The 12,773-nt window shown below is 66.4% G+C and carries 12 protein-coding genes; 3 read left to right on the plus strand and 9 right to left on the minus strand.

The features are described from left to right. Positions 1-5 precede the first annotated feature (5 nt). Positions 6-470 carry a DsrE family protein gene (locus HL671_RS14760; RefSeq protein ID WP_012042917.1) on the plus strand — a complete coding sequence of 155 codons (465 nt, stop codon included), beginning with the start codon at positions 6-8 and terminating at the stop codon, positions 468-470. A gap of 103 nt (positions 471-573) precedes the next feature. Then, complete coding sequence (locus tag HL671_RS14765; protein WP_172236896.1) at positions 574-1,065, plus strand: TlpA disulfide reductase family protein; 492 nt, start codon at positions 574-576, stop codon at positions 1,063-1,065. A gap of 53 nt (positions 1,066-1,118) precedes the next feature. Here HL671_RS14765 and HL671_RS14770 read toward each other — a convergent pair whose 3' ends face one another. The 3 genes from HL671_RS14770 to HL671_RS14780 all read right to left on the minus strand — a co-directional run bounded on the left by HL671_RS14770 (position 1,119) and on the right by HL671_RS14780 (position 4,944). Next, a complete protein-coding gene (locus HL671_RS14770) occupies positions 1,119-2,774 on the minus strand; it encodes a hypothetical protein (protein ID WP_012042915.1) in 1,656 nt (551 codons plus the stop codon). Between the two features lie 83 nt (positions 2,775-2,857). After that, complete coding sequence (locus HL671_RS14775) at positions 2,858-3,544, minus strand: cysteine hydrolase family protein (protein WP_172236817.1); 687 nt, start codon at positions 3,542-3,544, stop codon at positions 2,858-2,860. A 362-nt stretch (positions 3,545-3,906) separates the two neighbouring features. Next, on the minus strand, positions 3,907-4,944 hold the full coding sequence (locus HL671_RS14780; protein ID WP_172236818.1) for a S1C family serine protease: 1,038 nt from the start codon (positions 4,942-4,944) through the stop codon (positions 3,907-3,909). Between the two features lie 153 nt (positions 4,945-5,097). Between HL671_RS14780 and HL671_RS14785 the strand changes: the two genes are divergently transcribed. Continuing rightward, positions 5,098-5,865 carry a thermonuclease family protein gene (locus HL671_RS14785; RefSeq protein WP_374050104.1) on the plus strand — a complete coding sequence of 256 codons (768 nt, stop codon included), beginning with the start codon at positions 5,098-5,100 and terminating at the stop codon, positions 5,863-5,865. A gap of 175 nt (positions 5,866-6,040) precedes the next feature. On the opposite strand, the gene cyoD is transcribed toward HL671_RS14785, so the two are convergent. The 6 genes from cyoD to HL671_RS14815 all read right to left on the minus strand — a co-directional run bounded on the left by cyoD (position 6,041) and on the right by HL671_RS14815 (position 12,747). Next, positions 6,041-6,433, minus strand: a complete 393-nt coding sequence (gene cyoD, locus HL671_RS14790; protein WP_172236820.1) for a cytochrome o ubiquinol oxidase subunit IV — start codon at positions 6,431-6,433, stop codon at positions 6,041-6,043. Continuing rightward, positions 6,430-7,071, minus strand: a complete 642-nt coding sequence (locus HL671_RS14795; protein ID WP_012042910.1) for a cytochrome (ubi)quinol oxidase subunit III — start codon at positions 7,069-7,071, stop codon at positions 6,430-6,432. The genes cyoD and HL671_RS14795 overlap by 4 nt, the downstream gene beginning before the upstream one ends. Positions 7,072-7,095: 24 nt before the next feature. Then, complete coding sequence (locus HL671_RS14800) at positions 7,096-7,929, minus strand: COX aromatic rich motif-containing protein (RefSeq protein ID WP_172236821.1); 834 nt, start codon at positions 7,927-7,929, stop codon at positions 7,096-7,098. Positions 7,930-8,000: 71 nt separating this feature from the next. Beyond that, the gene (locus tag HL671_RS14805) at positions 8,001-9,332 is read right to left on the minus strand and encodes a PQQ-dependent sugar dehydrogenase (RefSeq protein WP_246579510.1); all 1,332 of its coding nucleotides are present in this window, start codon (positions 9,330-9,332) and stop codon (positions 8,001-8,003) included. Between the two features lie 90 nt (positions 9,333-9,422). Next, a complete protein-coding gene (locus HL671_RS14810) occupies positions 9,423-11,219 on the minus strand; it encodes a chloride channel protein (protein WP_210263904.1) in 1,797 nt (598 codons plus the stop codon). 295 nt (positions 11,220-11,514) lie between these two features. Next, positions 11,515-12,747: an acetyl-CoA C-acetyltransferase gene (locus HL671_RS14815; protein ID WP_172236822.1), complete on the minus strand. Its 1,233-nt coding sequence runs from the start codon at positions 12,745-12,747 to the stop codon at positions 11,515-11,517. Between the last annotated feature and the right edge of the window lie 26 nt (positions 12,748-12,773).

Here is a 12,773-nt window from a genome sequence, read left to right on the forward strand (position 1 = left end):
CCATGATGAGCGAACCGATCCCTGACGTGTCGCGCCGCGGCTTTCTCGCTGGCGCAACGGCCCTCGGCGCCCCAGCCCCCGCCGTCCCGGCCGTCGCCCAGCATCGCGCCGGCATTGTCGTGCTGATCGACCGCAACGACCCCCATGTGATGGGTCATGCCATCAGCTATTCCGGCAATCTGACGCGGCATTTCGCCAGTCTCGGACAGACCCCCGCGATCGAGGTCGTCGCCAACGGCACCGGCATCGATGTGTTTCGCGCCGACAAATCACCGCTCAAGGAGCCGCTCGCGGCGCTGCGGCAGATGTATCCGCATATCGGCTTCAGCATGTGCGCCTCGTCGAAGTCGATCGCGGAGAGCAAGGAGAACCTCACGATCCAGCTGATCGACGGCGCCAGGCTGGTGCCGTTCGGCATCGGCCGCGTCGTCGAACTGCAGCGCAAAGGCTGGGCCTACGTCCATGGCTGAGGCTTTGAGCGCGCCCGCACGGCGCGATCTGCTGCTGGCCGCGGCCAGCCTGCTGCTGACAAGCAGGCCTGCCTGCGCCGGCGCGCAAGACCCGAGCCCGCCGGTGTTCCGCAGCGGCCGCACCCAGTTCATCGTCGAGCGGCCGCGCAAGGCGCCGCCGCCTTTGAAGCTGCAGGATATGAGCGGGAAGGACGTGACTCTCGCGCCCAAGCCCGGCCATGTCACGCTGGTCAATCTCTGGGCGAGCTGGTGCGCGGCATGCAAGATCGACCTGCCGACGCTGGCCGGGCTGGACCGGATGCGGAGTCCGGCGCTCGACGTCTGGACCATCTGCACCGACCGGCGCGACATCAAGAGCATCCGCCGCTATGCCGAGGCGATCGCGATGCCCCGCGCCTCCTTCGCCGATCCGCATGCGCAAGCGACCAATCCGGCCAATGCCGATGCCTCGCTTTTCGCGACGCCGGCGATGCCGATCACCTATCTGATCGGCACGACGGGATTGATCGAAGGCTATGTCACCGGGGCGGCCGAATGGCTGTCCGAGCCGGGCCAGGCGCTGCTGCGCTATTATCTCGATCTGCCGGGCGCGTGAAAAATCATAACCGGCGGCCATGCCGCCGGCTGTCGTTCTCTTTGAAAAGATACCTATTCTGCTGGCGCCGCATGCATGTCGGCATGCGCCACGTAGCTCTCGGACGTGCCGAGCCGCCCCAGCGCGAACAGCCCGCCTGCGACCACGGCATAGGCCAGCGCCACCGCCGGCGTGACACCGAAGCCGCCGCCGATGCCGACCGCCTCGCCATGCATGAAGCCGAAATAGGTCATCACGGCACCGGCCAAGGCGAAGGCCGCCGCCTTGGTGAAGTCGCGCTCGATCACGAACACGCCGATCGCGCCGAGCACGAGGCCGGCGAGGATCGAGCCGCCGCCCATCACTTCCAAGCCGTGATACAGAACGCCCTGCTGCGGCAGCGCGGCAATCGCGGCGGTCTTGACCGCATCGACCTTGTCGGCTGCGAGACCGCCGATGCTCTGCGCCGCCGTCACGGTGGAAGCCAGCATGGTGTCGATCTGCAGCTTGGCCCAGGCGGCGAGATGCGGCGTGAAGGCGAGCACGATTGCCGGCGCGTGCTTGACCGGCGTGGTCTGGAACGCCTGCGCGCCGATCAACATGCCGATATAGAGCAGGATCGGCGAAATCGCGACCACCGGCACCAGCGCCAGCAGCACCGAGATGATGCCGAGCCAGGATAGCACGATCACCATCAGGCCGGTCGCCGCCGAATAGCCGATGCGGCCGCCCATCGCCTTCCAGCCGGGATGGCCGATATAAACGGCGTTGATGAACGGGTTGCCCATCATGCAGCCGATCAGGCTGACGATGCCGTCGGCGGTCAGCACGCGTGTCGTCGGATATTCGTCGCCGGCGGCTTCCGCGCTCTCGACATTGTCCATGGCCTCGACGAGGTCGTAGATGCCGAACGGGATCGCGGTGACCAGGATGATGCCGAGATATTCGAAGCCGGAGAACACCGTGCCGAACGCCGGCAGCGGCACCGAGAAGCCGAAGCTCGCAAAGGCATCGCCGACGCCCTTGACGCTGAGGCCGCCGAGACCGAGGCCGAACAGGTTCGAGCCCCAGCCGATGATCATGCCGACGGCGATCGCCACGAGACCTGCAGGCAGCCCCTTCGGATATTTCACACCGCCGAACCAGCTGACGAGAATGATCGCGAAGCAGACGAGGCCGATCTGCGGCGTCATGTACATCTCGAGCGCCGGCCGCATCGAGATGAAGGTGACCGAGACGCCGGCGAGCGTGCCGAGCAGCGCCGCCCGCGGCGTGATCTTGCGGATGTACGGCGCGACGAAGCCGCCGATCATCAGGATGAAGCTCTGGAAGAACACCCAGACGAGCCCGGCGGACCAGCCCTTCAGCGGATCGCCGGTCTTGAGCGTGATCGGCAGCATGATCACGAAGGTGACGATGAACATATGCGGGACGCTGACACCGGACGGCAGCGCGCAGACATCGGTCCGCCCCGTCTTCTGCGCCAGGCGATAGGCGAGAAACGCGTAGTAGAAGGTCGACAGGCACATCATCAGACCGAGCGCCGGCAGGATGCGGCCGAACACCAGGCTGTCCGGCATCTTCAGCACGAAGCGCAACAGCCCGGTGAGGACGAGCATGTTGACGAGGATGTTGGTGCCGAAACCGAAGAACGCGTTCCAGTCGCCGGGTGTCCACAGCACCGGCTTGAAATCCGCACTTGTCGAGCTTGCCGTCCCGCTTCCGCTCATCGCCTTGCTCCCCTGTTGAGTTGAACGCCTACATTTTCGAGCTCATCTCTCGCGACCCGTGTCTCTCGTGTCTCCTCTGCGGCTCAGCCGATCGCCTGCAGCACGGCCGCTGACTCCGCGACCCAGCCGAAAATGCCGCCCTGGGCCTTGATCATCTTCAGGCCCATCTCGTGGAATTCGGGGAAGTAGGAAGCGCAGCCATCGGAGATGACGACGCAGCGATAGCCGCGGTCATTGGCCTCACGCACGGTGGTGTTGACGCAGACCTCCGTGGTGACACCACACACCAGCAGATTTTCAATGCCGTGATGCTGCAGCACGTCGCCCATTTCGGTCGCGTAGAACGCGCCCTTGCCCGGCTTGTCGATCACCACCTCGCCATCGATCGGATAGAGCGCGGGAATGATGTCGTGCCCGGCCTCGCCGCGAATGAGGATGCGCCCCATCGGTCCGGGATCGCCGATCCGCAAGGACGGTGCACCGCGTTCGATCTTGGCCGGCGGCGCGTCGGACAGATCCGGCTCGTGGCCCTCGCGGGTGTGAATAACCAGCATGCCGGTCTTGCGCGCCGCCGCCAGCACGTTGGCAATCGGTGCAACCGCCCGCGCCAGCTGCGACACGTCATTGCCGAGCGTCTCGCCGAAGCCACCCGGCTCCATGAAGTCGCGCTGCATGTCGATGATGACCAGCGCGGTCCTCGACAGATCGAGGCTGATCGGCTCGGGCTCGGCTGTGATCGTGGCGGTTGCCGCTGCAGATAAGTTCGCCATGTCAGCCGCTTGCCTCCCCGCGAGAATGTCTCGCAACCATCGAAGCAAGCGCTATGCCATTGTGTACAATTACCGTATGAGCACCACCGACTACGAAGTCATAACTCATTCAATGGGTTGGAACGGCGACCTGACGCTGCCTGATTGCTGGGCAGCCGTCACTCTCAAGCGATCAGCTTATTTTGTGAGCGGCCATTGCATGCAACGGTCACCGCTTTGCTGCTCTGCGAGCCAAGCGAAACACGCGTGGTGATCGTGGCGTGCTTGACGGCCCGCCCGCCTCGCACGGCTCCCTGGGGTGCGTCCCGGCGTTCGCCGGGACGACCGCGTTGTGCTTGGCGCCAGCCTATCGCCTCACGCCGCTACGCCGCCGGCTGCCGCGACGCCGGCTTGCGCTCGACGGGATGAATGTCGATGCCGCGCAGCCGTCCCAGCCGCAGCACGTCCATCGCCACGGTGCGGCCGATGCGGTCGCGGTCGAGCACGCGGATCAGGTCGTCGACGCCGTTGATGTCGACACCGTCGAGCCTGATCACGACATCGCCCGGCAACAGCCCGGCACGCGCGGCCGGCCCGTCCGGCTCGATCTGCATCAACAACGCGCCCATCTTGTTCTCGACGCCGGCCAGCACGGCGTGGCGCCGCGGCACCGGCGCGGTCTGTCCGGAGACGCCGACATAGGCGCGGCGGACATAGCCGTGGCGGATGATCTCCGACAGCACGAATTGCGCGGTGTTGCTGGCAACCGCAAAGCAGATGCCCTGCGCGCCTTGGATGATGGCGGTGTTGATGCCGATCACCTCGGCGGCCGACGACACCAGCGCCCCACCCGAATTGCCGGGGTTGAGCGCGGCATCGGTCTGGATAACGTCCTCGATCATCCGGCCCGAGACCGAGCGGATCGAGCGGCCCAGCGCCGAGACGACGCCGGCGGTCACCGTCGACTCGAAGCCGAGCGGATTGCCGATCGCGACCACGAGTTGGCCGCGCCGCAGGCTCTTGGAGTTGCCGAGCGCGGCGTAACGCAAATCGCGCGCATGGTTCGCGCGCAGCAGCGCGAGGTCGGTGTCGGGATCGACACCGAGCACCTGGGCGTCGGTGACGACACCCTCGACATCGCGCAACCGGATGGTCTTGGAGCTGCCGACCACATGGCTGTTGGTCAGCACGAGACCATCCGGCGAGATCACGATGCCGGAGCCGAGGCCGCCGCGCTCGCCGCGGGAGCCGACCTTCGGGCCGGTCTCGACGCGGACGACGGCCGGGCCGACGCGCTCGGTGACGTCGATGACAGCATTGGAATAGGCGTCGAGCAGCGCCCGATCATCGGCGGGGGCAGCACCAGACGCTTGCGCCGGCGACAGTGCGTCGCCGGCGACATCGGAAGTGAAATCCAGCATGGTGTAATTCCTTTGTAACGTCAGATGGGTAGCAGGCCGCTCCGGCGCAAGATCACAGCCGGCGGAGCTGTTCCCGCGGCCCTTGGCGAGACTCATGCGCGATGTGGTAGGAGTTCGGCAGGGTATTTGATGCATTTGATTGCGGGAGGAAGCATGCGGCTGCGAGACCGGCTGTTGTCATTGTGCGGGGCGATCGTGATCGGAGCGGGCATGGCGAGCGCGTCGCTGGCCGCGACCGCCGCGGTCCGCAGCGGCGACACCCTCCAGCTCGGTGAGACCGTGTATCGACTGGACGGCATCGACGCGCCGGAGGTCGATCAGCTCTGCATCGACGACCACGCCGACCCCTGGAGCTGCGGTGTCGAGGCGCGCGAACAGTTGACCAGACTGATCGCCGGCCGCGCGGTGCGCTGCGACGATCTCGGCCCGGACAAGCCGCTCAAGAGCCGCAGGCTCGGCCTCTGCACCGTCGACGGCGACAAGCTCAGCCTCAACCAGCAGATGGCACGGGCCGGCTACGCCGTGAGCGCCGACCCGGCGGTCAAATATCGCGCCAAGGACGATATCGCCGCCGCCAAGGAGGCGCTGCGCGGGATCTGGAAGGGCTGTTTTGTCGCCCCCGGCGAGTTTCGCACCGATAAGAAGGACGGCTCCCTGCTCGGCGCCTCCTGCCGCAGCGATCGCGACCGCGAGATCCGCGACGTGTTGTTCCCGGACGCCCCGAGCGCGCCGCCCGGCTGCAGCATCAAGGGCAAGTTCGCGGTGCGCGCCCGCGTCACCGGCAATATCGGCATCTATCATCTGCAGGGCTGTCCGAGCTATCCGGCGACGACCGAACCGGATCGCTGGTTCTGCTCAGAGGATGACGCCCGCGCCTCCGGCTTCCGCCGCGCCTTCAATTGCCGGGTGCCGAAGAAGTGAAGTCGGCGCACTGACGCCACATAATCCAGAGGGTTTCGTGTGGCCCCTGGATCGCTTCGCTTGCACTCGCGATGACCGCATGTGTGGCGTTCAGTGCCCGCCACGACCGTCATTGCGAGCGCAAGCGAAGCAATGCAGGGGCTCAGCAACGACTCGGCGATATCAGCGGCGATGCTCAATGCTGCATCTGCATCAGCGGATCCATCGGCATCATGTTGTGGTTGAGGTTCGACATGATCCACAGCGAGCCGCCGACCACAAGGAAGACGATGATCAGCCCGAAGGCGAGCGCCAGCACGTTGTTGGTGTTGTCGGGCCCGGTCGTGATGTGCAGGAAAAACACGAGATGCACGCCCATCTGGGCGATCGCCAGCACGATCAGCGCCACCGGAATCGAGGGCTGCCAGACCAGGTTGGTCCCGGCGATGAAGAACGAGGCCGCGGTCAGCAGCACCGCAAGGCCGAGACCCGCCACGTGGAACAAGATGCGGGAACGCAGATCGCCATGCTGCTGCTCGCCCGGCGCAAGATCGCCGCGACCGTCGAACTCTTGGACCTGATCGGTCATGTCGCACTCCCGAGCAGATAGACCACGGAGAACACCGCGACCCAGATGATGTCGAGCGCGTGCCAGAACAGCGCGAAGCACAGGATGCGGCGCTCGATGTCGGCGCGGAATCCCTTCGTCATCACCTGCGCCATCATCGTCAGCAGCCAGAGAAGGCCGGCGCCGACATGCAGCCCGTGGCAGCCCACGAGGGTGAAGAAGGCCGACAGGAAGGCACTGCGGCTCGGCCCGTCGCCGCGCCCAACGAGATCGGTGAATTCCCGGGCCTCGAGCAGCAGGAAGCCGGCCCCGAGCAGGCCCGTCGCAGCCATTGCGACCTGGAACCAGAGCGCGCTGTGGCGCTCGGCGGCGATGCTCGCCATGCCGCAGGCGAAGCTCGACACCAGCAGCAGCGCGGTCTCGATCGCAACGTTGCGGATGTCGAACAGCTCCGCGCCGCCGGGCCCGCCGGCCGTGGCTTTCGACAGCACCGCGAAGCTCGCGAAGAAACACGAGAACATCACGATGTCTGACAACAGGAAGATCCAGAAGCCGTAGCCGGTCACGATCCGCTTCGGCGCGGGCCCGTCGTGCTCGGCCGCCCGCAGGTGATGCGGATCGGCATAGGCCGGGGCCTGCTCGACAGCGCTTACCGACATCGCCACACTCCGACGACGAACCAATCAGTGTGCATGGGATGCTCCGCGTTCCGGCCGCGACTTGTTCTCGCTCAGCTGAGGTCCGGGCGCTGGTGGAATGTGCTGGCTGGCGATCTTGCCGAACAGTTCGGGATCGGCGAGCCGGTAGGTCTTCGGCGTCGTCTCGACCGACTGCGCTGCGAGCTGCTCGTAGCTCGCCTCGTCGAGCACCTGGTCGCTCTTGGCGGCGTTGGCTGCCCAATTGGAGAAGTCGACCTGCGACACAACATTGGTGTCGAACATCATGTCCGGAAAGCCATCGCCGCTGAACTGCGAGGCGAGGCCCTTGTAGGTCCCGACGTGATCGCCGCGCAGGTTCAGCTGCGTCACCATGCCGTTCATGGTGTAGATCATGCCGCCGAGCTGCGGGATGAAGAACGCCGTCATGACGCTGCCCGAGGTCAGCTCGAAGCGCAGCGGCGCGCCGATCGGAACCGTGAGGCTGTTGACTGTCGCGATACGCTGGTCGGGATAGAGGAACAGCCATTTCCAGTCGAGCGAGACCGCCTGGATGCGGATCGGAACGCCGGTGCCGGCGACGGGCTTGGCAGGATCGAGATCGTGCGAGCCGATCCAGGCGACGCCGCCGAGCAGGATCACGGTGAGCGCCGGGATCGACCACACCACGAGTTCGACCGCGCCGGAATAAGCGAAATCCGGTCGGTACGTCGCCCTCGTGTTGGAGCTGCGGAACCAGAACGCGAAGGCGAGCACGGCGATCGAGGTCGGCACGATGATCGCCAGCATGATGATGACGGAGTCGATCAGGATCGTCTGCTGCGCGGCGGCGATCGGTCCTTTCGGATCGAAGATGTTCATGCGGTCATCCGGCGTTCAACCCCGCTCACAACCCATGCTGGGTCGGGAGGTTCCTGCGCCGCGACAACCGCTCAGCGGCTGACGCGCCAGATCGTGCCGTTGCCGTCCTCGGAGATCAGCAAACTGCCGTCGCGCGCCACGGCGACGCCGACCGGCCGGCCCCAGACCTCGCGGTCGTTGACGACGAAGCCGGTGACGAAATCCTCATATTCGCCGGTGGGCACGCCGTCCTTCAGCCTCACCCGGATCACCTTGTAACCGGTGCGCTTGGAGCGGTTCCAGGAGCCGTGCTCCGCGGCGAAGGCATCGCCGCGATACTCCGGCGGGAACAGGGCTGCGTCATAGAAGGTGAGGCCGAGCGAGGCGGAATGTGCCTGCAGCAGCACGTCGGGAATCGTGACCTGCCCCTTCAGGTCAGGACGCTCGCCGGCGTGCCGCGGGTCCTCGTTGTCGCCGACATAGTACCAGGGCCAGCCATAGAACCCGCCCTCCTTCACCCGTGTGACATAATCCGGCACCAGATCGTCGCCGAGCCCATCGCGCTCATTGGTGGAGCACCAGGGCGTGCCCGATCCAGGCTGGATCGCCAGGCCGACGCAATTGCGGATCCCGGTGGCGAACAGGCTGCGGTTCTTGCCGTCGGGATCGAACGCCAGCACGCCGGCACGTTCGGTCTCGGCGCCCCACGCAGCGCCCGGCGGATTCGCCTTGATCCAGGCGGCGAGGCCGCCATCCGGCTCGCCAAGAGCTTCGCCGACATTGCCGGCCGACCCGACCGAGACCAGCATGCGCTGGCCGTCCGGGGTGAAGACGAGATCGCGCGTCGAATGGCCATAGCCCGCGGGCAGGTCGGCGACGACGACCTGCATTGCGCCCGCCGGCTTCATGTCGCCGGACCGATAGGGAAAGCGCAGCACGCGGTCGGTGCTCGCCACATAGACCCATTGCGGATCGACGCTCGGATAGAAAGCGATGCCGAACGGATGGCCGAGCCGCTCGGCGAACATCTCACTTGACGCAACCTTGCTGCCGTCCTCGCTCGGACGCAGCACGCGGATGCGCCCTGCCCGGGTCTCGGCAACGAAGATGTCGCCATTGGGCGCGGTGCGGATGATGCGCGGGCCGCTCAGCCCGTCCGCGAACAGCGCGATCTTGAAGCCGTCGACGACCTTGGGCAGGACCGAGGCCGGCCGCTGCACCACGCGCGAGACATTGGCGGCGGATGCGGTGGCGCCGGGCTTCGGCAGATCCTCGGGACGGATCAGCCGGATCGTGCCGGGCGCGTCGCCCTGCCAGCTGCCGAAGGCGTCCCGGCCTTTCAGCACTGCAGGTTCGGCTGCTGCGGATGTCGTCGCCAGCGCAGCGACAGTCGCCGCAACCGTCATTCTCGTCCAAATCGTCATGCAATCCTCGCGCGTCGCCCGCGTCTCAAGCGGCCGGCAGCCTACTCTGTTCCCGGCGAGAAGATTCCGTGTCGCGGCGATGTGACGCGATTACGACAGCGCGCCGAGCACACCGCGCGTCGCCTGATCGATTTCCTCGACATAGCGGCGGCGCGCGAAGGACTCGGTGAGGAAGCCGATCACCTTGCGGCTGTTCTCCGACTCCAGCACCGCGAGCACCTCGGCGCCGGAATCGTCAAAGATCTTCATCGCCGTCTTGACGTTCATTTCGGGCAACAGCGCGACATCGAAATATTTGGCGAGCTCCACCACCTGGATGTCGTCCGCGATCGAATCCAGTTCGCCCGAGAACAGATCGGGCAGCGACACCAGCCCGCAATAATCGTCGCTGTTGTTGACGACCACGACCGCCTGGCGGGTGCCGAGCGCGAATTCGCGCCGGCAGGCGGCGATCGAGGTGGTGGTCGGCACCTTGCCGACGTCGGAGCGCATCAGCCGCTCGACGGTGAGATTGCGCAGCCAGCCGACATCATTGGCGCTGCGGATGGTCTCACCGCGCAGATGCAGGCGCCAGGTCGAGAACGAGTGCCCGAACAGCACGCGCACGCACACCGAGGTCACGATGCAGGCGGCCAGCACCACCGCGGTGACGTCGACGCTGCGCGTCATCTCCAGCACCAGGAAGGACATCGTCAGCGGCCCGCCGACGATGGCGACGCCGAGCGTCGCCATGCCCGTGAGCATCGCGACGAGGGGATCCAGCGCGACGCCCAGTCCGACCATCGCGAGCAGGCCTGCGAACAGCTTGCCGAGCAGGCTGCCGATGAACAGCGAGGCGAAGAACAGGCCGCCGCGGAAGCCCGACGCCAGCGAGATCAGGCAGGCCGCGAGCTTCAGCACGATGATGGTGGCGATCATGCCGACCGCCATCTCGCGATGCAGGTCGAGCAGCATCGCGCCGTGACCGGCCGCCAGCACCTGCGGCGTGACGATCGCCATCGCTCCGACGCAGACACCGCCGATCGCGGGACGCAGCCACACCGGAATGCGGACGAACAGCCGCTCGACCGCCGGCGAGGCACGCATCACCACGATGCCGATGCCGGCGACCAGCAGCGCGAGCACGAACAGCGCGATATATTGCTCGAAGCCGACCGCGCCGACCTTTTGGATCTCGAGCGAATACGGCGCACCGGTGAGATATTGCGACGTCAACGCCCCGGCCAGCGAGGCCGCCAGGATCGGCGCGGCGCTGGCCACCGAATACACCCCGACGATCAGTTCGCACGCATAGAACGCGCCGGTGATCGGCGCGCCGAAGGCTGCGGCGATGGCGGCGGCCGCGCCGCAGCCGACGATCAGGCGGAGATCGTTGCGGCGAAGCGTGAGATATTGGCCGAGCAGCGAGGCCACGCCGGCACCGATCTGGGTGTAGCCGGCCTCGAGGCCGACCGAGGCGCCGGAGCCGTTGGAGACCAGCGTCTGGCTGCTCACCACGATGCTGTCGCGCATCGACAGCCGGCCGCCGCGCAGGGCATTGGCCTCGACCGGGTCCACAGCGGCCGCGATCTTCCAACGCCGCCGCAGCCATTCCATCACCCCGAGGATGAGGCCACCGCAAGCCGGCGCAATCAAAGCGATGATGGGATTGACCCAGGCATTGGCGCTGAGCCGCACGTCGATCGGGATGCCGTAGATCAGCACATGGGCGACCTGCGCGATCAGGCTCATCACCGTCACGATCGCGCCGGTGGCAACGCCGATCACCAGCGCCAGCGGTATCAGGTAGAACTCGTTGCTGCGCAGCAGCGCCCGCAGCCGCGTGACCACCCGGTTCGAAGCCTTGCGATCGATGATATGCGACAGCGTGGAGAGCACGAGAGCCATTTCTTCTAAGATGAGGCCTCTCGGTGGCAATAACCCGCCGCAAATTGCGGAACAAGCGCGAATTCCTTTCTAGTCGAAACGTGGTTGACTGGTCCGGAAAGTGGAACCGCCGCGGCCTGCGGGGAGCAGCGACAGCATCAACGAAATCGACGCGGGAACGTCGCAAAACTGGCTTTGCCGTTTCCGGCGGGCTTCCGGCCAATCCGGTCGCCTGTTCCTCGCACCCGAACGACAGCGCCCGCTGCGGGGGTCCGCGGCTGACGCAACGACCGGTATCAGGCGATAGACGAACGCCTCAGACGCGCTCGATGATGATCGCCGGCGCCATGCCGCCGGCCGCGCACATCGTGACCAGGCCGCGCTTGAGGTCGCGCCGCTCCAGCTCGTCGAGCAGGGTGCCGATCAGAATCGAGCCTGTGGCCCCGATCGGGTGCCCCAGCGCGATCGAACCGCCATTGACGTTGACCTTGGCGCGGTCGAGCTTGAGGTCGCGGATGTACTTCTCGGCAACGACCGCGAACGCCTCGTTGATCTCGAACAGGTCGATGTCATCGAGCGTGAGCCCGGCCTTGGCCAGCACCTTGCGCGTCGCCGGCACCGGCGCGTTCAGCATCAAGGTCGGATCGTCGCCCATATTGGCCATCGCCACCACGCGCGCGCGGGGCTTGAGCCCATGCGCCTTGGCATAAGCCGGCGAGGCCAGCAGCAGCGCGGCGGCGCCGTCGACCACGCCCGACGAATTGCCGGCGTGATGCATGAACTCGATCTCGAGGCCGGGATAGCGCTGCAGGATCAGGCCGCGATAGGTCGTGCCCTTGTCGTCGAGCGCGTAATCGGCAATCGCCGGAAACGCCGGCTTCAGCCCGGCCAGCGCCTCGGCGGTGGTCTGCGGCCGCGGATATTCCTCATGGTCGAGCGCGAGGCTGCCGTCGTCGCGATGCACCGGCACCAGGCTCTTCTTGAAGTGCCCGCCGGCGATCGCGGCCGCGGCGCGCTTCTGGCTCTCCAGCCCGAGCGCATCGACATCGGCGCGGGTGATGCCTTCCATGGTCGCGATGGCGTCGGCGCACACGCCTTGATGCGACTGCGGATGCAGCGCGCGCAGATGCAGATTGCCGGCATCCATCATCAGCGGACCCTCGCCGCGCCGTCCTTCCATCGACATCATCTCGCAGCCGCCGGCCACGACGAGATCCTCTTGCCCCGCCATGATCGAAGCGGCCGCGATATTGACGCTGGTGATGCCGGAGCCGCAGAAGCGGTCGAGCGTGACGCCGGAGGCGCGGATGTCATAGCCGGCATCGAGCGCCGACATGCGGCCGAGATCGCCGCTCTGCGGGCCGCGCTGCGACGAGCAGCCCCAGATGATATCGTCGACATCGGCGGTGTTGATGCCGGTGCGATCCGCCAAGGCGCGCAGCACGGTGGCGCCGAGATGCTGCGGATGCAGCCCGGCCAGCGCCCCCTTGCCGGCCTTGCCGATGCCGCGCGGTGTCCTGCAGGCGTCGATGATGAGCGCGTCGACCATGGTGTTTCCTTTGCCCGTTGTTGTTC

It is taken from the genome of Bradyrhizobium denitrificans (genome assembly GCF_013179005.1).
GTDB lineage: Bacteria > Pseudomonadota > Alphaproteobacteria > Rhizobiales > Xanthobacteraceae > Bradyrhizobium > Bradyrhizobium denitrificans.